This is a genomic window from Ruegeria arenilitoris (assembly GCF_013035315.1).
Classification (GTDB): domain Bacteria; phylum Pseudomonadota; class Alphaproteobacteria; order Rhodobacterales; family Rhodobacteraceae; genus Ruegeria; species Ruegeria arenilitoris_D.
Map to the genome: position 1 here is coordinate 531,569 of NZ_WQHP01000002.1, position 21,298 is coordinate 552,866.

The following is a 21,298-nucleotide window of genomic DNA, read 5'->3' on the forward strand; positions in this document are numbered from 1 at the left end:
TAACGGGCATATCAAGAATGGCGACACAAGACCCGATGCGTAAGAAAAAAACCACAAATCTGATGACCGAAGTAGAGCTGGAGTTCATGAATGAACTCTGGGCGCTAGGCGAGGGGTCCGTTCGGGACGTCCTGAGCCGCCTGCCATCAGAACGCAATCTGGCCTACACATCCGGCGCAACCATTCTGCGTATTCTTGATGAGAAGGGCTTTGTCGAAAGCCGCAAGGACGGCAAAACCCTGATCTATAAACCGCTGCTTGAGAAAGACAGATACCAGGCGCGGTCGTTGCAAAACCTGTCTCGTACACTGTTTGACGACACCCCTGCGACACTGGTCGCGCGGCTGGTCGATGATGCAGGGCTGAGCGAATCCGATCTTGAGGAAATTCGGGCACTGGTAGAAAGGAGACTGCAAAATGACGGCGGTTAAACCGGTTCTCGATGCGTTTCTCGAGTTGAATATCGTGCTGGGCTTGTCCTCAATTGCCTGGCTGGCCGTGCGGGCTGTGCTGGGCCGGACCTCGATGCGATATGGCTTTGCGGCGCAGTTGCGTGTGTTCAAGACGCTGTGCATCTGCGTTGTCCTGAGCCCGCTTCTGGCGCTGGGTGTTTCAACGCTTGCCGGGTTGCTTTGGCCGGGACGTGCCGTAGCGTTGGGGGACATTGCCGTGGCGGCCTACCTGCGTGGTGAGATTGCGATGCCGGCCGCACAATTTGAATCCCTGCTGAATACTCGTGCGCGTTGGCTTGATCATGTTCTCTCCGGCGGCAATGGCGTTGTGACAAGCGTGCTGGTGGTGCTGGCGCTGGTTTCATCGCTGTTGGCAATCCGTGTGCTGCGAGACGCCTGGGCGATCCGGCAGGCTGTGAAAGGCAGTTTCTTGTGGCGGCAGTCGCCCAAGGTGGACATTCGCCTGTCCGACAGGATCACCGTACCGTTCGCAGTGCGCGGGCTGTTTCGGCGGCATGTGGTTCTGCCCAGCCACCTGTTGAACCGGCCGCGCGAGTTGCGCTTCGCGCTGGCGCATGAGTTTCAGCATATCCGCGCCAGAGACGTCGAGTGGGAGCTGGGGTTCGAACTTTTGCGCCCGGTCCTGTTCTGGAACCCGGCCTATCTGATCCTGAAGCATCAATTCGACAGGCTACGTGAATTGGCTTGCGATCAGTCCGTTGTATGGCGCAAAGGGATCGACGCCCAAGACTACACGACCTGCCTGCTGGACTATTGCGCGCAGTCCGTAGCGCAGAGCAATCCGCGTGTTCTGCATGTTGGTCTGGTCAACGGAAGCAAATCTAAACACGTGCTGCGTCAACGTGTGCTTGCGCTGACAGAACGCTCCATCATCGGGACACTGTCCCCTGCGATGTTCATGGGTCTGACATTGGCACTGGCTTCGGTCTTGGCCATAGGCGCCGCATCTGTCCGCCAGACGCAGGATTGGAGTCATGACCGACTGATGCTGTCGACAGTCGTAAACCTGGAAAGACTAGAAGCGCGCAATCAGGCGAACTGACACCGACCATCGCGAATCAACGCATAGGACACTGCACTCCCTCACTTTGGCTTTTTGCAGACCCGCCGTTTGCATTTAGTTTATGGCGGCGTTGATTGGAGTTGTTATGAGTGATGGTACGATTTGGCTGACGGATCTGCCCCATTTTGTGATGGGGTTTTCAGCGATGAAGATGATGTCGTTGCTGCGCAGTTGGAATTGGGCTGCGAGCGTGAGTTGTGCGGCGTCTCGGGTGCTTGCTTGGTTGAGTGGTTACATGTTTCCGCAAGCGGTATCAGAACACGGCTCCGAGTATGGGCAACCAAATCTTGATTATTTAACATAACATTGATTACGAAGCTTTACTTTGCAACAGCTCGGCTGACTGCTCAGCACATGTTAGCAGAACCACTGCGATTCAACAATGCGCTAGAATGCCTCCAACCCTTTGCTTCTCCGACCATTTTGCGCCGTCTTGTTGGTTTTTATGGGCGGCCAAAAAACGTAGCCGTCAAACAAACTGAACAGTAAGATACAGACCTTTCCCATGAAGACCACATTATCCAAAAAGGACCAGGTGCCTAACCATTGGCTCCGGTCCATCCTAGCCCTGCCCCAACATGCCGACCATGCGTCCTGGGTTCTGGACCAGGTCGGACTGCCCCAGAACATCCTGGGCGAAATTGGCGCCCCCGTGCCCCACGGTACCGAGGCTTCGGTTCTGAACCTCTTGGCCCACAGGACAGGCACGCCGTATCTTGGAGCGGAAACCCGTCTTTCCATCAAAATGAACAACGGCGCGCTGTTGACCTACATGCTGTTCAACTCGGACAATCTTGCGGACGCCTTGGGCTACATCGAACGGTTCACATCGATCACCCGCCCGCGTGCCCGGGTTACGTTGCACAAAACCGAAGACCATCTGGACGTTGTCCTAGATGAAATCGGCACGACTATGATGGCGGAAATCCAATGGATCGAATTCACGATCGGAGCGATGCTAACCGCGTTCAGAGCAGCAACGGGGGTCACGTATCTGCTGACACAAACGTCACCACGGTGATCGGTCTTCAGGCCGAAGACCTGACCCGTTCCAATCTGGAGGCGGATCCCAACAATCCCATTTTGGATGACACCGGATTGCTCTTTGAGCAATTGACCGAGCTGGGCTTCGACCCCCTTGCCTGACGCTCGGAGCGGGGGCGGTCGCCTGCCCCCGCCAACCTCGGCCTAGTTGTCTTGAGTGATACGGCCAATAAGGTGGTTCAGCATTTCGGTCATATCTTCGGCGGTGACGGGCATCCCTGAAACGCTTTGCTGGATGAAGTACCGGTAGGCCCCGTCCAAAATGACATAGATCTCGACGCCCGAGACGTTCTTAGCAGCAAATTTCCTGCCCAACTCGTCGCAGATCTCGATGAACCGGGCCTCGACGTCGGCAACGCGACCTCTGAGCTGGCTGTCGAACATGGCCTGATTGCGGATGTCATACCAAAGCCGGTGCATGTTCGCGTGATTGGTAATCGAGTAGGCAAACAGTTCGACATAGGCACTGCGCGCCGCATCCGGGGTGAGGTCGGCATCAAGAATCTCAGTCAGCTGCCCGGTAAAGCGGTCGACGGACAGGTCGATACAATACAGCAGAAGCCCCTCTTTTTCGGGGAAGTAGTACTGAATTTTTCCCAGCGAAACCCCGGTCGAGGCCGCAATGTCCCGCAGGGTCGTGTTGGCATACCCGATCTGTGCGATCGTTTTAATCGCATTTTCGGCAAGTTCGCGGCGTTTGTGTTCTCGGTTTCTGTCACGCAGCTTGGCGCGATTCTCGGGCATATTTTGGATCATCAGCCTCTCATAGCGCAGTTTCCGCGGAAGTGTGAGGGGTGGCCCCAACTTCACAAAACGTGGGCGAAAGCGCTGAAAATACAACATTTGCGGCGCAAGAAAGTTACAAATCAGTTGTACAATACAAGCGTATTGAAAAGAATCAAATTTTGTGCAACAAAAGATTGTCACAAACGACAATAAAGCCAGCCCACTGGCAAGCAATAGGGATAGAACCATGACCAATCCGAGATTCGTCCGGATCATTGGCGGGTGTCGTGCATGACAGTTTAGTCCGATGCGCCGCGCAGTTTCAGGAGGGAAACGGAGTTCGCGATCGGGCTGATTACTCACCAAATTCAAACAAGCGACGAGGAGATAACAGACCGGTGCGTCGTGCACCACGATAACAAAGACCAAAAACCGGCCTGAGACTGGGCTGCAAGAACGACAGGGAAAATGAAAAAACGCGCAACCGGCCTTGGGCCGAACCAATTGGTATTGCCTGCTGCATACCTGCCTGCTCACGGGGCACAAGGCGGCTTTCAAACGGAAGATCACGCTCCGTTTTCGCAAAACATTGCAATGCCGTCCCTCTGCGCGCTTCCCTACTGCACTGCTCAGAAACCCACAAGCCGGAAACCGCACTCGATTGAGGACACGTTCGTCGATCCGGTGCCCAAGAACACGCCGTTCGCGGCCCGTGTAACAGACGGCCGGGCGTATTGCGCAACGGTCACATCGATTCCTCTGGGTCGCTTCGCGGGCTGACACCAGAGAAAGGGAGGGAAGTATGAAAAAGATTGCAACACTGGCATTGGGCGCGGGCCTGATTTCAAGCCCCGTTCTTGCGGGCGGGATCGAGGGGTTTCCATCCGAAACCCGGTTCCTGTTCGAACAGGGCCGCTATGTCGAGATCACCGGGGGGTGGGCTGACGGCAAAACCGAGGGCACAGAGTTCGGCCAGCCCACGGGCGACGTTACGCCCAGCATCAGTGGCTTGTCGCTGGCCTACAAACAGGACCTGGGCGAAAAGTGGGTTTTCGCGATCCGCGGGTTCAATTCGATCAACTATAAACTGCAGTATCCTACGGGAACGGGCGCTCCTTCTGCGGGAACAAACGTCCGCTATCGCGGCACCGAAGTCGCACTTATGGCACGCTATAAGTTCAACGGGAACATTAGCGCCTATGCGGGTATTCGCTTCGAAAAGCTGAACGACTTCAGCGGCGCTCTGATCAACCCCTCCCTCAGCTATTCGCTGGACTCCGAAGGCGGCTACAACCCCGGTTTTCTTGTGGGTGCAGCGTACGAGATCCCGTCGCTCGCATTTCGTGCCGACCTGACCTATTACTCGAAGATCGATCACGATTTGGACGGGGTCGAGCAGCTTCAACCGCTGGCACCAACCGACGTGACAACCGAGTTGACCACGCCACAGACAGTTGCGCTAAACGTGCAAAGTTCGATCAGCGGCCCGTGGGGCGCCTTCGGGTCGATACGTTGGAGAAACTGGGATGACACCGCAGTGCAATCGCCTGCGCTTGGTGGTCCGTTGGCAGAGTTCGCAGAAAACTCGGTCGATTATCAGCTGGGGGTCGGATACTTGCTGAACCCAAAATGGTACTTCTACGGCATCCTGTCGCGGTCTCAGCCTGAAGGCGGTTTTGTCGGGTTCGATTATCAGGGCGGCGGCAAAGGGATCACTCTGGGGGCCGTGCACTCGATCGGTCAGACCCGCATCCTGGTTGATTTCACATACGGAACGCTTGGCGATGTCAACGAACCGGATGCCGGTCTGCAGGTCCGGAACGTGTCCGGTACCGCTGTTCGGGTGAGTGTTTCGCACAACTTCTAATTATGTACCCACCCGCAAATGGCCGCTGTCACGCGTCCGATGTATCGGCGGCCATTTGCTTGTTCGGGGCTTTGGAAGTTGAAAAAGCCTGACAACTTTGACAAAAAACTCAGGGTGTGATCTTGTGTGAGTGATCGTTCACTATAGCAGGCTTTAAGGAGACCCAAAAGGATGGTCTGTCGGCTGGAATTCGGCGGATCCGCAAAGCAAACGGCGTTGCCAACGGCATTTTGCCTGACGGGCTCATCTTTTGACCCCGCAAAAGTACTGACGTCACCCACGTATCATATGCGGGCAGCAAGCCCCATCAAAACGAGAACCTAATGCAATACATCAAATCCAACCCGTTTTCCTGGATCGTCTTCGTATGCCTGCTGCTGGCAACATGGTTTCAGGTCTTTTCGATCTGGGGCGCACTCTTCATGTGGTGGGCCATCTCGTCCTTCATGACCGGACAGGCCTTCCTGATCGAGACCATTGACCGCCAGGAAAACCCACCCCTCTTCTACGCCATCACGACCATGTGGTTCCTGTTCGGTCTGCTGTACGTCGTGCAGGATCTGGCGTGGCGTCTGTTCGGAATTTACATCGGTTAACTGTTCAGGAGACTCTCAATGACCAAGACTGCTTTTTTCGCTGGTTTTATGGCCCTTGTGGCATCTCAGGCTGCGGCGGGGATATTCAGGTCGACATCTCTGGCGTTGATGCCGGACGCGGTGGGGTCATCCACGTCCTCGCGTTTGATGACAAGGCCGCATTTGACCAAAGCCAAATGGCCAAGATCGTGGGCTACGCAAAGATTCCGGCCACGGGCAGTTCGGTATCGGGAACGCTCAAGAACCAGAAACCGGGGCAGCTGGCGATCATGATCCACCATGACGCAAACGACAACGGCCAGTTCGAGATGAAGGGCCCGGTTCCACAGGAAGGCTGGGCCTATACCAAAGGGGCCGGCACCCGGTCTGTCCCCGTGTTCGAGGACGCGGCGATTGACTATGACGGCAACAACTCTTCGGTCGGACTGAAGATGAACTACGCCAACTAAAGCCGACCTGAAACTTGGACCCCGACTGCCCCGGAAACGGGGCATTTTTTTTGCCTGTCGCCGAGTCTGAGGGTTGAAAGATGTGAATTGGCTTTTAAATTGTCCTTTGTGACAATTAATGAGTCTTTTCTGCCATCTAATTCAGATTTCAAGGACAGCGAGCACATGCAGACATCTCTGGAAGACACCAGTCGGTTTTTGATGCAGGCCACGCTAGGGGCGGATCAAACTCTGCTGCAACAGGTCAGCAAGATCGGCCCGGAACGCTGGCTGGATGATCAGTTGGGCGCCCGTATTGCGACCAAAGGTCCGTTTGAAAAGTCCACGCGCAAGATCTGGAAAAGCTTCCGTAAGCGCCTGAAGCGCGCGCATGGGGGATGGGCGATCAATGGCGACGGCAACAACCCCGCCCTGCCCTACAAGTGGTACTTCCACATGGCTTGGTGGAACCACACCCTGACCGAGCGGGACGACCTGCTGCGTCAGCGTGTGGCGCAAGCATTGTCTGAAATTCTGGTGATCTCGGACGCCTCCTCGCTTGAGCTGGATGCCATCGGAATGGCGAATTATTACGACCTGCTCTACAAACATGCGTTCGGCAGCTATGCGGACCTTTTGTACGACGTGTCGATGCACCCGATGATGGGCATCTACCTGTCGCATATGACCAACCAGAAGGCGAACAAACCCAAAAACATCCACCCCGACGAAAACTATGCGCGTGAAATCATGCAGCTGTTTTCAATTGGCCTGTTCGAGTTGAACCCTGACGGGACCGAGAAACTGGATGCCGGTGGCGACCCGATCCCGACCTATGACAACCGCGACATCAAGGAACTGGCGCGCGTCTTCACCGGCCTGCTGCCTGCCGCCTATGAATATGAATGGAATACCTCGTTCTGGGAAAGCAGCTATAACGGTTATCCCGTGGCCTTCGATGACGGGATCGAAAAGGCCTATAAAACCGTGCCCTTCATCGACGCAACCAAACCGATGGTTGTTGAGGAAGAGTATCACGACCGCGGTGCCAAATCCCTGCTGAACGGTCGCCTCAGCCTGCCCGGCAATCAGTCTGGCCCGAAGGAAATCCGCTCGACCGTCAATCAACTGGTGGCCCATCCGACGACCGCGCCCTTTATCGCGACCCATTTGATCAACCGGCTGGTCACCTCCAACCCCTCACCGGCTTATGTCGAGGCTGTCTCGCGCGCATTTGGCCCGAACGGCGATCTGAAAAACGCAGTTCGCACCATCCTGACCTACCCGCTGACCAACGAAGTTGCGGCCAAGCGTCTGCCGTCGGCCTACAAGACCTCGGCCAAGATCGTGCAGTCCCAAAAGCTGAAATCACCCCTGCATCGGGTGACGCAGGTCTTGCTGGCGTTCGGTGCGCATAACCAAAGCGGCAAGTTGTGGTTGCTGGGGGATGACATTCAGGACGCATTGCAGATGCATCCCCTGTCCGCTCCCACGGTGTTTAACTTCTACAAACCCGATTTCACTCCGCACGGCGCCCTTCAGAAAATGGGCCTGCGCGCGCCCGAGTTCGAGTTGCATACGGCCGCGACTTCGGTCGCTTATGTCAACAACATCTACTACTGGTTCTTCGGGGGCTATCTGCCTCTGGTCTCGAACCAGATCGGGTCCGGTCCCGAACAGATGATGGTGATGGAGATGGACCCCGACACCCTCTGGGCCAACACCAAGAACGCCCTGCAGTTCGATCTGAGCGAAGAGATCAAGATCGCCCAAAACCGGGGCCGGCATGATGAGCTGATCGATCGGATCTCGGTCCTGTTGACCGGGCAGACGAATGCGGCGGCGCGCAAGCGGATCAAACAGGCATACGTGCAATATGCCGACAATCCAGAATGGGTGGTGCAGACCATCGCCTTCATGATCGCCGTTTCCCCAGAATTCACCGTGCAGGAGGCCTGAGCCCATGCTGACCAAATCCTTCACCCGCCGTCAGTTCCTGGCCTCGACCGGCGTGGCCGCCACCGGTGCCATGATGGGGGCCGCCCTGCCCGGTCTGGCGCAGGCCGGAACCGGCATGATCAAACCCGCCCGCAAGGCGCTTGTCTTTGTGATGCTTGATGGGGGCAATGACAGCTTCAATATGCTGGTGCCAAGTGACAAGATCGCCCATGGCCAATATGCGGAAACCCGCGCCAACCTGGCCCTGTCACGGGGCGAGTTGCTGGATCTGGACACACCCAAGGACCGGCTGGGCCGCAGCTTTGGTCTGCATCCGTCGATGCCCGAGGTGGCCGAGCTGTTCAATCAGAAACGCCTGTCCTTCGTCTCGAATGTCGGCCCGCTGGTCGAACGCGTGCGCAAGGAACAATTCTACGATGGCTCTGCCGCGCTGCCCTTGGGATTGCTAAGCCACGCCGACCAGTTCAAGCACTGGCAAACCTCGCGCCCCGATCTGCGGGTCAATGACGGCTGGTTCGGTTTCTTTGCCGACGATCTGCAGCCGTCGAAATCGGCGCATGAGATTGGGATGAACATCTCTCTGGCCGGGAACAATATTGCTCAGAACGGCAAGATCGACCTGCCCTATGCAATCACCGATCAGGGCAGCGTCGGACTATATGTGAAAGAGGAAAGAAGCCAGCTGAACGATCTGTTGCTGGACAGTTTCAACCGGATGATGAACGCCGATCACGGCGGCGATCCTTTCCGCGAGACCTATCTGAACCTGACGCGCGATGCACAGGCCAAGCATGAGACGTTCAAATCCGCGACCCGCGGGATCAAGATACCACGGTCCTTCCCGTCCTCGGATCTGGCGCAGCAATTGCGTATGGTTGCCAAGACGATTGCCGCCTCGGACCGGTTGGGTCACGAACAGCAGACCTTCTTTGTGCGCTACATTGGCTGGGACCATCATGATGAATTGTTGGCCAACCATGGCCGCATGCTGCGCGTCCTGTCCGAGGCCTTGGGCGCGTTTCAGGCCACGCTGGACGACATGGGGCTTGCGGATCGCGTCGTGACCTTCACCGGATCGGATTTCGGCCGCACGCTGACGTCGAACGGCAACGGCACCGATCACGGCTGGGGTGGCAACACGCTGGTCATGGGTAACTCGGTCAAAGGCGGGCAGATTTTGGGGGATTACCCCGAACTGGGTCTGGCCAGCGACAACGCACTGGATGTTGGGGATGGGGTACTGATCCCGACAACCTCGACCGATCAGCTTTACGCGGATCTGTCCCTTTGGTTCGGTGTGCAGCCTTCGGCCCTGACGACCCTGTTCCCGAATCTTGAGCGGTTCGCGGATGTGGCGGGCGGCGAGCGGCTTGGCCTGTTCACCTGAACCCACCACCCCGAGCACCCTGCCCACCGGGGTGCTCGGGGCCTAAGTCTAGCGGCCTTGATGCCGGTTTCCGGTCGGTCAGTCGAAGCTCAGCACCAGTTTGCCGGTGGTTTCACCCGCTTCCAAACGACGGTGCGCTTCGGCGGCCTCGGCGATGGGCAGCGTGGTGATGTTAGGGCGCAGAACGCCTTCCTGCAGAAGACCAAACACGGTCGCCATGTCGGCACTGAATTCCTCTGGCCGGTTGACAAAATAGGTGTAGATATCGCTGCCCCGGACTGCGACGGATTTCTGGAAATGCTTGATTAGATCTTCGGCAAAGCTGCCTGCGGGCGGACCGGCAAGGAACCCAAACAGAACGGCGGTGCCCAGCGGTGCAAGCGCATCGAGGTCGGACTTGAGCGACTCGCCCGAGATCGGGTTCAGCGTCAGATCCACGCCGCGCCCGTGGGTGAGTTCCATCACCCGTACGGTGACATCCTCAGTACGATAGTCGATGACGTGGTCCGCGCCCTGATCCTTGGCATACCCGACCTTGTCGGTGCTGGCCGAGGCGATCACGGTCATGCCCAGATGCTTGGCGATATGCAGGATCATCGTGCCGACACCCCCTGCCGCTGCGTGCACCAGAACGGATTTACCCGCCGCCGCGCCGCCCAGATTGACCAGCATGTGATAGGCGGTCATCGCGTTGACCGGGATCGAAGCCCCGGTGTTAAAACCGACCGTATCGGCCAGCCGGGTCACATAAGGCGCCCCGATGACCGAGTGTGTGCCATATCCACCGGCACCGATCGGTCCCATCCAGGCGACCCGATCACCCACAGCAAGGCCTTTGACGCCGGCACCAAGGGCCTCGATAACCCCGGCCCCTTCCACACCCGGCACATGAGGCAGATCGGGCATCATCCCCTCGGGCATCTCACCCCGGCGGATGATCGTGTCGATAAAGTTGACCGCCGCGGCGTGGTTGCGGATCAGAACCTCATTTGTACCGGGGGTCGGAACCGCAAGATCGATTTTGCGCAGCACGTCCGGGCCGCCGGTCTGAGTGATTTCAATAGCGAATGACATGGTGTGTCTCCTTCTGTTGAGCAGAAGGTAGAATTTCGTACGTGTGGTGATAATAGTTGATTTTGGAAGATATCATCCCAAAAATAGAACAATGATCTATAATGACCTTGTCCTTTTCACGGTGGTTGCCAACCACCTTAGCTTTTCCAAGGCGGCCCAGCGGTTGGGGATGCCGCTCAGCCGGGTCAGTCGTCGGGTGGCCGAATTAGAGGACCATCTGGGCACCAAACTTTTCGAAAGGACAACCCGACAGGTTCGCCTGACCGAAGAAGGCCGCCGCCTTCTGGATCGCTGTCAGGACCCGATCGAAGCACTGCAGGGCGTGGCGGGGTTTTCTGACGACACAAGGCGTCATGTCATTCGGATCACTGCGCCGCCGCTGGCCGCCCGAACGACGATTGGCCCCCGGTTGCTGGACTTTGCCCAGCAGAACCCGGACGTTGAACTGGATCTGACCACGACGAATGTCATGATGGATTTCTTTCGCGATAACATTGATCTGGCGTTTCGCGTTGGCCCGTTGACGGATTCCAGCCTTGTGGCCAAACGGCTCTGGTCAATCCCTTACTGCTTTTGTGCTGGGCTGGGGTTTATTGAGGATCAGGGGTTGAATGATCCGATAATGCGCAAGCGCTTCTTGGGCCTGCCGGCGCTTTCCGCTGGTCAGCCTTGGGTGCTTGCAAGCGGTGAAACGCTTCAGCCCTCTCATGTCTCACACAGCTTTGCCGATCTGGAGGTTGTTGCCCAGGCAGTACGCCGCAATCTGGGTGTCGCCATGCTGCCGCTAGACATGATGGGCGACGGGCTGCAGTCCCTGACGATTGAGGGCACAACCCCGCTGACCCGGGAGATGTTTGCCGTCTATCCCGGCCGCCGCCTTTTGCCGGCGCGGATCAGGACGCTGATTGATTTCATGGCACCGGGATAGCCCTACCAGTCGATCGCCCGACCATCGCGAAAGAACCCACCCGTCGGGCCGGTCGTGGGCAAGGTTGCAGCCCAGACGACGCCTTTGGCTCCGTCAGGTACGGGACGGCCCCCACCGCCCATATCCGTGGCGACCCAACCGGGGCAAACGGCGTTGACCAGAATGCCATAGGGTTTCAGCTCGGCCGCCGTCTTGATGGTCAGTGCGTTCAGCGCCGCCTTGGACACGCCATATCCCGCCGTGCCCGCAGACATATCGGACAATGCGCCCGCTCCAGACGACACGTTGACGATCCGCGCGTCCTGACCGCGCCGCAACAGCGGAACCGCGGCGATCGTCATGTCCCAGGGGCCGAAGAGGTTGGTATCAAAAGCGCGGCGCACGCGGTTCAGATCGGCGCGATGCGCTTCTTGATCGGTGTCGTAATCGACGCCTGCGTTGTTCACCAGAATGTCGAGACGTCCATATTCGGCTTTGATCTGCGCACAGGCCTCCGCAACCGATACAGGATCAGAGACATCCAGCTGCAGAGCGTCCGCGCCATGCCCGACCTCTTGCGCTGCCCTTTGGCCCTTGGCCAGATCGCGCGACCCCAGAAGGACTTTCAGCCCATGGTCGCGCGCCAGTTGCAAGGCGACCTCTTTGCCGATACCGCGGTTGGCACCGGTCACCAGGGCAATGCGTAGGTTCGTCATCTGGTCACCCTTTAAAGGTCAATCAGCGTATTGCAGGGACATCTTGGTGATCTTGCCGTCGTCATTCCACCAATAATGGTAATGCGCGATCCAGCTGGCCCAATTCACTTCGGTTTTGGCATAGCCGGGATCGCTTTTGAGGATCTGCCGGTGCTTGAAGCTTTGGCCACCGGGCATGACCTCACGTTCGGCCCAGGCTCGGATGGCGTCCTTGCCCTGAAATGTTCGGCTGACGTCGATCATCTCGGCGTCGTCTGTGAAGCACGCCATATAGGCTTCGATATCTTTGCTATTGGTCGCAGTCTGGTAGCAACTGATGGCCGCAGGCAAAGCGTTTTCAGCTAGGGCCGGAGCGGCCATGGCCAGCACTGCAACGGGGATAAACTTGCGTAGCATGGGGTAATCCGTTCAGGTTTCGGGTTCAGTTGGCTTCGGTCGCGCGCTCGCCAGCAAGAGCGACAAGGCCCCGGTCACCGGTTTCCCACAACGCGGTCATGGTCATTGAGGTGACAACCCAGCGGTCATCCGATTTCTCAAGCGCATAGTCATATCGGCCACCCAGGACCCACAGATCGTCATCCAGACGATGTGTCGCGGTGAAATCGGCTTGCGCCGTGGCCGTATCGTCGGACAGCGCGGTGATCGCGTGGTTTGTCACCATGTGGTGCGTGCTGTCGAAGCCGGGCAGAAAGGCAGCCCATGCCGCAACAAGTGCATCAGCGGGTTGCGTTGCAGGCTCGCCGCCCCAAAGGCTGGTGTAGTCGATGGTGACAGTGTCGGCAAAAGCGCCGCGCACCCGGTCCCAGTCATGGCGGTCGGCACCGGCGGCGATATCGGTGATCGCGGTTGAAATCGCGACGTGCTGTTCCGCAAAGGCCGCGCTGCTGATCAGTGTTGCGGCGGCGATGGTGGTTGTGAGTTTCTTACACATTTGGTTGCTCCGAGGGGATGGAGGGAACGGCGCCGAAGGCTGCTCCGGCGCCTGCAAGGGGGTCTTAGTTTTCCAAACCGGCGCGGAAGTGGTCGGCGACCGTGTCAGCCGCGCGAGTCACGTCCTCGGGGTTGTCGTAGAAGTCGAACTGCGTGACGCCTTCCAGCCATTGCGCGGTTGCGTCACCGGCAAACCCGGCAAGAAAGGTTTGAACGCCCTGAGGGATCGCTGCGCTTTCCGAATGAACAATGGCCAGAGGCTTGTCCAAGCGCTGCGGGTTGTCCGCAGGGTGATAGGTTAACCAGCCTTCCCAGCCCGCATTGTTCCACTTGTCGTCATATTCCGGGATCGCACCGCGGTCGGCCTCGTAATAGTAACCACCGATCGGCATCAGCACGCCTTCGGCCCCTTCAGGACCTGCGGCGGGGATGATCTGGCCGCCCGCAGCTTCGGCTGCGTGGGACACTTCGATCAGCCCGGCGACGCCTTCTTTACCGCCATAGACGGCTTCGACGATGTTTTCATTCTGCAGCCAGGGGGCGACCAGACCGACACGCTCAACCAGCGAGTTGCCTGACACTGCGTCGACCATGTAACCAGCCGAGGCGCAGATCCCCAGACCGTTGATGTGATTGGCGTCCACTTCGGGAAGGGTCGACACGAACTGGATTGCAGCCTTGATGTCCGAAGTTTTCGCCTCGGGGCTTTCGACAAAGCGCACGTTGTTCGGAAGGTCACCCGATTTGCCCCAGCCGCGGAAATCGAAGGTAAAGGCCGCAAAGCCCCTCTCGGCCATTTCACGCGCGTAGTTGGCTGGCATTTGTTCCTGCACGGATGTCCAGGCACCGGTGACAACAACAACAGGCAGGGGCTCGTCGCTACGCTCTTCGGGCAGGTACAGCGTGCCGGACAGGGTCGCGCCCTCATTCTCGAATGTCACGGTGCGGGTCTCGACTTGCGCGATGGCTGCGGTCGACGCCAGCAGCGTGGCGGCAGTGGTGAGTGCAAAGGTTTTCATAATAGCATCTCCGTTGGTCTGACTGGCTGGGCAATTGCCCGATGACCAAAGAGATACGACGCGCCGCTCCGGAATTATTGCACCGGACTGCGCGCTTTTTGAATGATCCTGCTTAGCGGGTAGCTCGGTTGGGGTCAGCGCCGCGCGTACCCATGGCAGCTACCTCAGCATCCTCTCGGACACGTCCTCAAGCAGGCTGTGAAGCTCGAATTCCTTGCCTTTGTCGGCAAGACCGTGGTCGCGCAGGATGAAGGACAGGCCGTGCACAAAGCTCCACATCAAGAAGCTTCGCTTGCGCACGTCTTCTGTGACCTCCGATTCTCCCATACATTTCGCGACCTCTGACAGCAGAATGCCAAAGCTCTGCTGCCCGCCTTCTTCCAGGCGGGGGTCGGCAATGCGATCGGTGAACCCCCCGAACTTGAGCCGAAAGATACCCGGCTCGTTCAAGGCAAAGGCAACATATTCCATGCCGATTGCGGTGACGCGTTCTGGCGATCCTTCGGGGATGCCCTCCAGTGCGGCCAGCATGTTTCCCCGCAGCCGTACCATCCCTTCCAGAACGGCGGCTGACAGCATTTCTGTCTTGTCTTTGAAGTGTTTATACGGGGCCGCAGTGGATACCCCTGCCCGGCGGCAAGCCTCGGAAACCGAAAAACTGTCCGGGCCTTTTTCCTCGACCAGTTGTCGCGTCGCTTCGATGAGGGCGGCGCGAAGATCGCCGTGGTGATACGCTTTTTTACCCGCGGTCGGCTGGCTGGTATTTTCTTCAAATTTTTTTGTGCTCGTCATGATCCAACATGTGGCAGATCGCGTATCCCTTGTCAAAGTGAGAAGTTCTAACATATGTTAGAGATGCTAACTTGATGAGGTCCCAAAATGCAGAACCCTGCGCCATCCCCTTCTGAGACCACTCAGCCCAGCCTGATTTTGCGCCTGTTGCGCGGCACCGTTCGGCTTGGCGTTACCGTCAGTTTCATCGCGGTTGCAGCCGCCGCCGTGTATTTCGGAGCGTCCGAGTTGACGCGCAGGGCAGAGGCCGTTCCGCCGCCAGATGCCGCCGCAGTGACCCCGGTTTCGGTGACGCCGATCACCTCCGAAAGCGAATACGTCGTGGACCGTGTCTTTATCGGGCAGGTCGAACCGCAGCGCTCGGCCAATGTGTCGTTCGAGCTGAATGGCCAACTGGACCAGATCCTGGTCGACGAAGGGGACGAAGTTGCAAAGGGTCAGCTTTTGGCCACGTTGGACACCGCCTTGCTTGAGGTTGAACGAGACCGGCTGACCGCCTCGCGCGATGCCATCGCGGCGCAGTTGTCCTTTGCCCAGAAAACAGTCGAGCGAAATGCCAAGCTGATCGAGCAGGGCTTTACCAGCCAGGCGCGTCTGGACGAAGCCGTGGCACAGCAGGACGAGTTGCTGTCCCGGATTGGCGAGTTGGACGCCGGGCTGCGCGACGTGACAGTTCGGATCGAAAAATCCAGCATCGAGGCACCCTTTGCCGGCCAGATCACCGCCCGCCACGTGGATGGGGGCGAGACCCTGCGGGCGGGCGAGTTGGTGTTGGGTATGGTCGAGGTTGTATCGCCACAAGTACGGATCGGGATTCCTCTGGACGTCGATCCAATGCTGCTGACGGATGTCGAGATCGAAATCGCGGGCCAAAGCTATCGCACTGAACTTGCGACGCTGCGCCCGGATGTGGACCCGGTTACCCGCACCCGAACCGCGCTGTTCAACCTGCAGGACGGGCCGGACGTCACATTTGGCCAAACGGCCCGTGTCCACGTGCTTGACCCGGTTCAAAGCGCCGGGACGTGGGTGCCCACCACCGCGTTGAAGGAAGGGACGCGCGGGCAGTGGACCATGCTGGTGGCCGATGCGCAGAAAACAGTGCGTCTGGCGGTCGTCGAAGTGCTGCACGCCGAGAATGACCGGGTCTTTGTGCGCGGGGCCTTTCCCGAAGGCACCGTTCTGATCGACCAGGGGCCTCAGCGCGTCACGGTCGGACAGCGCGTCGCCTTTAGCGCAGCCGAGTAACGGAGCTGACCCATGGAAACCCTGACCTTTCGCCATCCCAGACTCGTTGCCCTGATCATATTGGTACTGGTCTCAGCCGGATTGTCTTCGCTCCTGTCGCTTGGCCGTCAAGAAGACCCGACAATCACCAATCTTTTCGCGACCGTAACAACCCAGTTCCCCGGCGCAGACCCCGAGCGGGTCGAGGCGTTGGTCACAGCGGAAATCGAAGAAGAACTTCGCAAGATCGCCGAGGTTGACGAGGTCAGTTCCGTCTCGCGCTCGGGCGTGTCGGTCGTGTCGATCGAACTGCTAGAAACGCTGGACGAGGCCACCATCGAACAGGTTTGGGCCGAGGCACGGGACGCGGTCGACGATGCCAGTCAGAACTTTCCTGCGGGCGCCCTGCCCCCGGAATTCGATGCCGAGGGGATTTCGGCCTATTCCGCCGTGATCGCAGTGGCCGCTGACAGTGCCGACTTTCCGGTGACCCTGCTGTCGCGCCATGCCGAAGCCCTGGGTGACCGCCTGCGGGCGATCCCGGCAACGCGGGCCGTCGAGTATTTTGGCCAGCCGGAAGAAGAGGTCCTGGTCAGTGTTGATATGGACAGCGCCGCAGCGCTGGGGCTCAGCGCGGCCGAAATCTCAACGCGGATCGCAGAAGCGGATGGCAAGGTACAGTCGGGGCGACTGCAATCCGATGTCGATCTGACGATCAACATCAGCGGCGAAATAGAAACGCTGGACCGCATTCGCAACATTGTTCTGCGCGAAAGCGCAGATGGGGCGGTGGTGCAACTGGGTGATATTGCCCGCATCGACCGGGGTGCGCGCGACCCGCAATCCTCGATCGCATTTGCCAATGGCAAGCCCGCCGTTCTGGTCGGCGTTCTGGCCCAGGACGGAGTGCAGATCGACCGCTGGACCAGCTTTGTGCGCGAGGAATTGCAGGCCGGTGCCGCCTCGGTCCCGGTGGGGGTTCAGGAAATCCTTCTGTTTGACCAAAGCCAGTACACGACCGAGCGCCTGACTGAGGTCGGCGTGAACATGGCCATCGGCGTGGCGCTGGTGGTGGGTGTGCTGTTCATCACGCTGGGGGTGCGGGCGGCTGCGATTGTGGCGCTGGTGCTGCCGGTTGTTTCGCTGGCAACGCTGGCAACCATGAACATGATCGGCCTGCCCATTCATCAGATGTCAGTGACGGGCCTGATTGTGGCGTTGGGTCTGCTGGTCGACGCGGCAATCGTGATGACGGACGAAATCCGCCGCCGGCTGCAGGACGGGATGCAGCGTCTTGCGGCCGTGCGGGATGCTGTTCGCCGCCTCGCCGCTCCGCTTTTGGCGTCGACCGTCACGACGGCGCTGGCCTTTACGCCGATGATCCTGCTGCCTGGCCCGGCCGGGGACTTTGTTGGTGCCATCGCCATCGCCGTGGTTCTGATGCTGGTGTGGTCACTGGTGGTTGCCCTGACGGTCACGCCCGCGCTGGCCGGTTGGGTTCTGTCAGATCGCACAGACGCCGGTGTCCTGAGCCGGGGCCTCAGCATTCCGCCGCTGGCCCGTTTGTTCGAAGCTTCAATCCGGTTGTCTGTGGCCAACCCGATCCGATCCATCGCCTTGGCGCTGGTCCTGCCGGTCCTGGGATTTGCGGCCTTTCCGACCCTGACCGCGCAGTTCTTTCCCGGTGTGGACCGCAACCAGTTCTACATCGAAGTTGACATGCCCGGCGGCACGTCAATCGCCAGCACCGAGGCCACCGCGCGCCAGATCGACGACATTTTGCTGGCCGATGACGGTGTTCAAAGCGTCTATTGGACAGTGGGTGAGTCCGGTCCGGCCTTTTACTACAACATCGTCGGCAACCGCTCGCGCGAGCCCGGATTTGCGCAGGCCATGATCACGACCGAAACGGCGGACGACGCCGCACGGCTTGTCGCCGCGCTGCAAAGCCAGTTGGATACCGCCTTTCCCGATGCCCAGATCATCGTGCGAAATCTGGTTCAGGGTCCACCGGTTGCAGCCCCGGTCGAGGTCAAAATCCAGGGGCAGGACATTACGGTCCTGCGCAACCTGGGCGACGAGGTACGCTCGGTCATGGCGAACCTGGATCTGGTTACCCAGGCCCGCGCCAGCGTGAATGGCGGAAACCCCCAGATCCGGTTCGAGATTGATGAGGTCAAAGCCCGATTGCTGGGTCTGGACGTGGCCGATATCGCCGGTCAGCTGGATACGGCGCTGGTCGGCGTCACCGGCGGTTCGTTGATCGAGGGGACCGAGCAACTGCCGGTACGCGTGCGATTGGGCGACAGTGTGCGTTCTGACCTCAACACAATTGTCAGTATGCCGATCCTTCTGCCGAACGCAGCCGCGGTCTCGGCGACCGGAGTGTTTCCTGCCGTCCCGCTGTCAGAGCTGGCCCGCCCGGTCATTGAACCTGCGGAAAGCGTCATAACTCGGACAGACGGCATTCGGGAGAACACGATTCAGGCCTTCATCGTACCGGGTGTCTTGCCCGAAGAGGCCCTGCAGGACGTTCTGCAAGCATTGGACGCCTCTGGGTTTGTCCTGCCGCAGGGGTATTCGATGTCCTTGGGTGGGGACAGCGACGCGCGCTCGAACACTGTGGGCAATCTGCTGGCCTCGGTTGGTCTGATCGTCACCTTGTCGATTGCGACTATTGTTCTGACGTTCAATTCCTTCCGGCTGACTTTGGTCACTCTGGTTGTCTGCGTTTTGTCCGCAGGCCTGTCGATGCTGTCCCTTGCGATCATGCAATTCCCGTTTGGCATTACGGCGATTATCGGTGTCATCGGCTCGATCGGTGTATCGATCAACGCGGCCATCATCATCCTGACCGGCCTGCAACAGGACCCCGAGGCCAGTCGCGGCGACCGTGCCGCCATGGCGCGGGTCGTGTCCGGGTCCAGCCGTCACATCATCTCGACAACGGTCACAACCTTTGGCGGGTTCCTTCCGCTGATCCTGGGTGGCGGTGCGTTCTGGCCCCCCTTCGCGGTCGCCATCGCCGGTGGCGTTCTGTTGTCGACGGTTGTGTCGTTCTACTTCACCCCGCCGGTTTTCGCCTTGGTGTATCGGGGCCGGTTCAGAGAGCGTTCAGTGCCCACTCATCAACCCGCCGAAGCCGACAAGGCGGTTGTCGCGCTGGTCGCAGAATGAAGCGTTCGGCTGATCTGGGTTCAACACCACATGCAACTGCACTCAAGGGGCCGCAGGGTCAAGCATATGGTGGCCCTGCCGACCTGAGTGTCCGTCACTTTGCGCAGGTTTATCAAGCACTTCGGTGGTCTCTGTCTGGATCTGCAGATCGGCCATTGCGTTCTCGACCTTGAACCTTGGCATCTCTGCGAGGCAGGGGCGCGCACCGGCTTTTATGTTGCTGGGTTCTCTCAGAAGCGCGCGGCACATGACCCCTGGTACGAAGGGTCCGTGACCATTTTCGGCGATCAGTTTCCATTGGCGCGTTACGCTCTGCTTGCCCAGTCTGCCGGAGACGCTCACCACCATGCCGCCACGGTCGCTCCCAAAGGGATAGAGCGCTTTTGAAAGCAGGTAGAGGCCCGCGTAACCCACGTCCGGTACATCAAATCGCCCGTATTGCCGCAGCTTGGCCAGAAACTGCAAAGCCCGGTTCATCACCGAAAGCTCCAGCCCTGCGCGAAACATGACGCTTTTTGCGCCGGTCCAGCTCGGTAACAGCGCGATGTCGGGAACATCCACGCTGTACCCGGCGCGGTTCAAGCCCGGTTCCAACTGGTACAGCTTGCGATCCGTCCAACCGGTGGCGCTCTGCCAACTGCCGTCACGCCATATGTGATAAGGTCGCCCGACGCCGCTGACGATGCTTTTGATGACGGACATGCCGCGCGGTGCCCGATTGCCCGGCAGGATTGCGATGTCGATCAGGTCGATTTCGTCAAGACCGGTGATCAGGTCCGCGACGATACTCGAGGACAGGCCCGGCACGCTGGATGCACCAGAAAGCGAGAAGACACCTGCGGCACAGGCCTCGGCGTCCAGGTAAACGATACCTTGGGTGAATTTGGCGCTGTCGGACAGGTCCAGGTAATGACAGCCGCGGGAGATGCAGAGCTTGGGAACCCGGTAGGGATCGCTGCCATAGTTTTGGAAGGGACCCGCAGCATCGATAACCACGTCCGGCTGGGCGTCGAACAAAACCTCTGGCGCCGTGCCTATATCCACCGCCAGCGTTTGCGCCCCGAGTTCTTTCGCCAAAGCGCGACCTTTGTCAGGGTGCCGCCCGGCCAGCCATATTCTGTGGCCGTCGCGGCTTAGCAATCGTGCGGTCAGGGACCCAAAGACCCCGTACCCGCCGATAATCACGACCTTCATGACGGTAAACCTCCGACAATCTCGGCGTCGTGGAAAACTGCGTCCTGCCAGATCAGTTCACCGAACAGCGGATGCGCCAGTTCCAAGGTGAATCGAAACTGCCCCCCGCCCAGTTCTTCGTGGCCCGCAACCAATCCGCCCGGACAGACCCATCGTGGCAATGAGATGCGCCGTTGGCCCAGTTTCATGAAGTATCGGTCGCTGATAAAGTAAAGCCCGGTTGAGGTGCTTTTCAGTCGCAACGAGATGCCGATGCCGAAACCGATGTATTCTTCCAACCCGGTTGGCCCGGCAAACCGTTTTGAGCTGCCAACCATCTGCGGGAACCCGGCGGCCCTGCCATATTGCCGGATCCAATACTGCCCGCCGGTCGCCGCATCTTCGGTCACGGTCACCACTGCGGAGCGGCCGACAGAGGTGCGATCAAACGGCAGCGGCGCACCCAGGGCGCGCAGGGCAAAGGCCAGTGCGCGCCCAACAGGGTTCATCCGCATCTGGGTCACGCGGCCCTGATAAGCCAGGCTGGCATCACCCAGCAGGCGTTTACTGAAACGGCGTTGGATCGCCTTGGGCAAACGCGCCCACGCAGTGGCACCCAGCAGGGTTTTGAACCGATCGTCCCGGCAACTGGCTGAATCGGTTTTCGTGTGACCCGGCTTTAGGTCGGGCGGTGCAGGATTGGCGTTATTTTCGATCATTCTGTTATTTCCGTTGTAAGA

23 protein-coding genes are annotated in these 21,298 nt (G+C 59.0%); 14 read left to right on the plus strand and 9 right to left on the minus strand.

The annotated features are described in order from the left end of the window. Nucleotides 1–35: 35 nt before the first annotated feature. From GOV53_RS07090 to GOV53_RS21435, 5 genes are all read left to right on the plus strand, one after another. The gene (locus tag GOV53_RS07090; RefSeq protein WP_170424269.1) at nucleotides 36–431 is read left to right on the plus strand and encodes a BlaI/MecI/CopY family transcriptional regulator; all 396 of its coding nucleotides are present in this window, start codon (nucleotides 36–38) and stop codon (nucleotides 429–431) included. Next, nucleotides 418–1,515, plus strand: a complete 1,098-nt coding sequence (locus GOV53_RS07095) for a M56 family metallopeptidase (RefSeq protein WP_170464944.1) — start codon at nucleotides 418–420, stop codon at nucleotides 1,513–1,515. The genes GOV53_RS07090 and GOV53_RS07095 overlap by 14 nt, the downstream gene beginning before the upstream one ends. A gap of 106 nt (nucleotides 1,516–1,621) precedes the next feature. Beyond that, on the plus strand, nucleotides 1,622–1,840 hold the full coding sequence (locus tag GOV53_RS21495) for a hypothetical protein (protein ID WP_170464946.1): 219 nt from the start codon (nucleotides 1,622–1,624) through the stop codon (nucleotides 1,838–1,840). A gap of 201 nt (nucleotides 1,841–2,041) precedes the next feature. Continuing rightward, a complete protein-coding gene (locus GOV53_RS07105) occupies nucleotides 2,042–2,557 on the plus strand; it encodes an AraC family transcriptional regulator ligand-binding domain-containing protein (protein WP_170464948.1) in 516 nt (171 codons plus the stop codon). Next, nucleotides 2,554–2,682, plus strand: a complete 129-nt coding sequence (locus tag GOV53_RS21435) for a hypothetical protein (protein ID WP_302477684.1) — start codon at nucleotides 2,554–2,556, stop codon at nucleotides 2,680–2,682. Before GOV53_RS07105 ends, GOV53_RS21435 begins: the two co-directional genes overlap by 4 nt. 42 nt (nucleotides 2,683–2,724) lie before the next feature. Here GOV53_RS21435 and GOV53_RS07110 read toward each other — a convergent pair whose 3' ends face one another. Continuing rightward, nucleotides 2,725–3,336, minus strand: a complete 612-nt coding sequence (locus GOV53_RS07110) for a TetR/AcrR family transcriptional regulator (protein ID WP_170464950.1) — start codon at nucleotides 3,334–3,336, stop codon at nucleotides 2,725–2,727. Nucleotides 3,337–3,774: 438 nt separating this feature from the next. On the opposite strand from GOV53_RS07110, the gene GOV53_RS07115 reads away from it, so the two are divergent. The 6 genes from GOV53_RS07115 (at nucleotide 3,775) to GOV53_RS07140 (ending at nucleotide 9,543) form a co-directional block, all read left to right on the plus strand. After that, a complete protein-coding gene (locus GOV53_RS07115) occupies nucleotides 3,775–4,086 on the plus strand; it encodes a hypothetical protein (protein ID WP_170464951.1) in 312 nt (103 codons plus the stop codon). A gap of 22 nt (nucleotides 4,087–4,108) precedes the next feature. After that, nucleotides 4,109–5,173 (plus strand): hypothetical protein, encoded by a 1,065-nt coding sequence (locus tag GOV53_RS07120; RefSeq protein WP_170464953.1) that lies wholly within the window; start codon nucleotides 4,109–4,111, stop codon nucleotides 5,171–5,173. A gap of 323 nt (nucleotides 5,174–5,496) precedes the next feature. Next, the gene (locus GOV53_RS07125; protein WP_170464955.1) at nucleotides 5,497–5,769 is read left to right on the plus strand and encodes a hypothetical protein; all 273 of its coding nucleotides are present in this window, start codon (nucleotides 5,497–5,499) and stop codon (nucleotides 5,767–5,769) included. Then, nucleotides 5,739–6,218 carry a DUF2141 domain-containing protein gene (locus GOV53_RS21285; protein WP_170464957.1) on the plus strand — a complete coding sequence of 160 codons (480 nt, stop codon included), beginning with the start codon at nucleotides 5,739–5,741 and terminating at the stop codon, nucleotides 6,216–6,218. The genes GOV53_RS07125 and GOV53_RS21285 overlap by 31 nt, the downstream gene beginning before the upstream one ends. A 165-nt stretch (nucleotides 6,219–6,383) precedes the next feature. Continuing rightward, nucleotides 6,384–8,156 carry a DUF1800 family protein gene (locus GOV53_RS07135; protein ID WP_170464959.1) on the plus strand — a complete coding sequence of 591 codons (1,773 nt, stop codon included), beginning with the start codon at nucleotides 6,384–6,386 and terminating at the stop codon, nucleotides 8,154–8,156. A 4-nt stretch (nucleotides 8,157–8,160) separates the two neighbouring features. Beyond that, the gene (locus GOV53_RS07140; protein ID WP_217361238.1) at nucleotides 8,161–9,543 is read left to right on the plus strand and encodes a DUF1501 domain-containing protein; all 1,383 of its coding nucleotides are present in this window, start codon (nucleotides 8,161–8,163) and stop codon (nucleotides 9,541–9,543) included. Nucleotides 9,544–9,621: 78 nt separating this feature from the next. On the opposite strand, the gene GOV53_RS07145 is transcribed toward GOV53_RS07140, so the two are convergent. Next, nucleotides 9,622–10,617: a quinone oxidoreductase family protein gene (locus GOV53_RS07145; protein ID WP_170464961.1), complete on the minus strand. Its 996-nt coding sequence runs from the start codon at nucleotides 10,615–10,617 to the stop codon at nucleotides 9,622–9,624. 91 nt (nucleotides 10,618–10,708) lie between these two features. Between GOV53_RS07145 and GOV53_RS07150 the strand changes: the two genes are divergently transcribed. Next, a complete protein-coding gene (locus tag GOV53_RS07150) occupies nucleotides 10,709–11,545 on the plus strand; it encodes a LysR family transcriptional regulator (RefSeq protein ID WP_170464963.1) in 837 nt (278 codons plus the stop codon). Nucleotides 11,546–11,547: 2 nt separating this feature from the next. Here the strand turns inward: GOV53_RS07150 and GOV53_RS07155 are convergent, their stop codons facing one another. The 5 genes from GOV53_RS07155 to GOV53_RS07175 form a co-directional block, all read right to left on the minus strand. Then, nucleotides 11,548–12,240, minus strand: a complete 693-nt coding sequence (locus GOV53_RS07155; RefSeq protein WP_170464965.1) for an SDR family oxidoreductase — start codon at nucleotides 12,238–12,240, stop codon at nucleotides 11,548–11,550. Between the two features lie 18 nt (nucleotides 12,241–12,258). Beyond that, a complete protein-coding gene (locus tag GOV53_RS07160) occupies nucleotides 12,259–12,636 on the minus strand; it encodes a YybH family protein (RefSeq protein WP_170464967.1) in 378 nt (125 codons plus the stop codon). 25 nt (nucleotides 12,637–12,661) lie between these two features. Continuing rightward, on the minus strand, nucleotides 12,662–13,171 hold the full coding sequence (locus tag GOV53_RS07165; protein ID WP_170464968.1) for a nuclear transport factor 2 family protein: 510 nt from the start codon (nucleotides 13,169–13,171) through the stop codon (nucleotides 12,662–12,664). Between the two features lie 64 nt (nucleotides 13,172–13,235). Continuing rightward, complete coding sequence (locus tag GOV53_RS07170) at nucleotides 13,236–14,189, minus strand: alpha/beta hydrolase (protein WP_170464970.1); 954 nt, start codon at nucleotides 14,187–14,189, stop codon at nucleotides 13,236–13,238. Between the two features lie 159 nt (nucleotides 14,190–14,348). Next, nucleotides 14,349–14,981, minus strand: coding sequence for a TetR/AcrR family transcriptional regulator (locus GOV53_RS07175; RefSeq protein WP_170464972.1), 633 nt, complete (start codon nucleotides 14,979–14,981; stop codon nucleotides 14,349–14,351). Nucleotides 14,982–15,068: 87 nt separating this feature from the next. Here GOV53_RS07175 and GOV53_RS07180 point away from each other — a divergent pair, with 87 nt between their 5' ends. Beyond that, nucleotides 15,069–16,229 carry an efflux RND transporter periplasmic adaptor subunit gene (locus GOV53_RS07180; protein WP_170464974.1) on the plus strand — a complete coding sequence of 387 codons (1,161 nt, stop codon included), beginning with the start codon at nucleotides 15,069–15,071 and terminating at the stop codon, nucleotides 16,227–16,229. 12 nt (nucleotides 16,230–16,241) lie between these two features. Beyond that, nucleotides 16,242–19,385, plus strand: coding sequence for an efflux RND transporter permease subunit (locus tag GOV53_RS07185; protein ID WP_170464976.1), 3,144 nt, complete (start codon nucleotides 16,242–16,244; stop codon nucleotides 19,383–19,385). A 42-nt stretch (nucleotides 19,386–19,427) separates the two neighbouring features. Here GOV53_RS07185 and GOV53_RS07190 read toward each other — a convergent pair whose 3' ends face one another. Together GOV53_RS07190 and GOV53_RS07195 are read right to left on the minus strand one after the other, a co-directional pair. Beyond that, nucleotides 19,428–20,579 (minus strand): saccharopine dehydrogenase family protein, encoded by a 1,152-nt coding sequence (locus GOV53_RS07190; protein ID WP_170464978.1) that lies wholly within the window; start codon nucleotides 20,577–20,579, stop codon nucleotides 19,428–19,430. Next, nucleotides 20,576–21,277, minus strand: a complete 702-nt coding sequence (locus GOV53_RS07195) for a DUF4166 domain-containing protein (protein WP_170464980.1) — start codon at nucleotides 21,275–21,277, stop codon at nucleotides 20,576–20,578. Before GOV53_RS07195 ends, GOV53_RS07190 begins: the two co-directional genes overlap by 4 nt. Nucleotides 21,278–21,298 lie beyond the last annotated feature (21 nt).

What these genes read in the sequence shown, in the direction of transcription:
- GOV53_RS07090 (WP_170424269.1), top strand. Translation starts at nt 36, where the DNA reads ATGCGTAAGAAAAAAACCACAAATCTGATGACCGAAGTAGAGCTGGAG.
- GOV53_RS07095 (WP_170464944.1), top strand. Translation starts at nt 418, where the DNA reads ATGACGGCGGTTAAACCGGTTCTCGATGCGTTTCTCGAGTTGAATATC.
- GOV53_RS21495 (WP_170464946.1), top strand. Translation starts at nt 1,622, where the DNA reads ATGAGTGATGGTACGATTTGGCTGACGGATCTGCCCCATTTTGTGATG.
- GOV53_RS07105 (WP_170464948.1), top strand. Translation starts at nt 2,042, where the DNA reads ATGAAGACCACATTATCCAAAAAGGACCAGGTGCCTAACCATTGGCTC.
- GOV53_RS07110 (WP_170464950.1), bottom strand. Translation starts at nt 3,336, where the DNA reads ATGATCCAAAATATGCCCGAGAATCGCGCCAAGCTGCGTGACAGAAAC.
- GOV53_RS07115 (WP_170464951.1), top strand. Translation starts at nt 3,775, where the DNA reads ATGAAAAAACGCGCAACCGGCCTTGGGCCGAACCAATTGGTATTGCCT.
- GOV53_RS07120 (WP_170464953.1), top strand. Translation starts at nt 4,109, where the DNA reads ATGAAAAAGATTGCAACACTGGCATTGGGCGCGGGCCTGATTTCAAGC.
- GOV53_RS07125 (WP_170464955.1), top strand. Translation starts at nt 5,497, where the DNA reads ATGCAATACATCAAATCCAACCCGTTTTCCTGGATCGTCTTCGTATGC.
- GOV53_RS07135 (WP_170464959.1), top strand. Translation starts at nt 6,384, where the DNA reads ATGCAGACATCTCTGGAAGACACCAGTCGGTTTTTGATGCAGGCCACG.
- GOV53_RS07140 (WP_217361238.1), top strand. Translation starts at nt 8,161, where the DNA reads ATGCTGACCAAATCCTTCACCCGCCGTCAGTTCCTGGCCTCGACCGGC.
- GOV53_RS07145 (WP_170464961.1), bottom strand. Translation starts at nt 10,617, where the DNA reads ATGTCATTCGCTATTGAAATCACTCAGACCGGCGGCCCGGACGTGCTG.
- GOV53_RS07150 (WP_170464963.1), top strand. Translation starts at nt 10,709, where the DNA reads ATGATCTATAATGACCTTGTCCTTTTCACGGTGGTTGCCAACCACCTT.
- GOV53_RS07155 (WP_170464965.1), bottom strand. Translation starts at nt 12,240, where the DNA reads ATGACGAACCTACGCATTGCCCTGGTGACCGGTGCCAACCGCGGTATC.
- GOV53_RS07160 (WP_170464967.1), bottom strand. Translation starts at nt 12,636, where the DNA reads ATGCTACGCAAGTTTATCCCCGTTGCAGTGCTGGCCATGGCCGCTCCG.
- GOV53_RS07165 (WP_170464968.1), bottom strand. Translation starts at nt 13,171, where the DNA reads ATGTGTAAGAAACTCACAACCACCATCGCCGCCGCAACACTGATCAGC.
- GOV53_RS07170 (WP_170464970.1), bottom strand. Translation starts at nt 14,189, where the DNA reads ATGAAAACCTTTGCACTCACCACTGCCGCCACGCTGCTGGCGTCGACC.
- GOV53_RS07175 (WP_170464972.1), bottom strand. Translation starts at nt 14,981, where the DNA reads ATGACGAGCACAAAAAAATTTGAAGAAAATACCAGCCAGCCGACCGCG.
- GOV53_RS07180 (WP_170464974.1), top strand. Translation starts at nt 15,069, where the DNA reads ATGCAGAACCCTGCGCCATCCCCTTCTGAGACCACTCAGCCCAGCCTG.
- GOV53_RS07185 (WP_170464976.1), top strand. Translation starts at nt 16,242, where the DNA reads ATGGAAACCCTGACCTTTCGCCATCCCAGACTCGTTGCCCTGATCATA.
- GOV53_RS07190 (WP_170464978.1), bottom strand. Translation starts at nt 20,579, where the DNA reads ATGAAGGTCGTGATTATCGGCGGGTACGGGGTCTTTGGGTCCCTGACC.
- GOV53_RS07195 (WP_170464980.1), bottom strand. Translation starts at nt 21,277, where the DNA reads ATGATCGAAAATAACGCCAATCCTGCACCGCCCGACCTAAAGCCGGGT.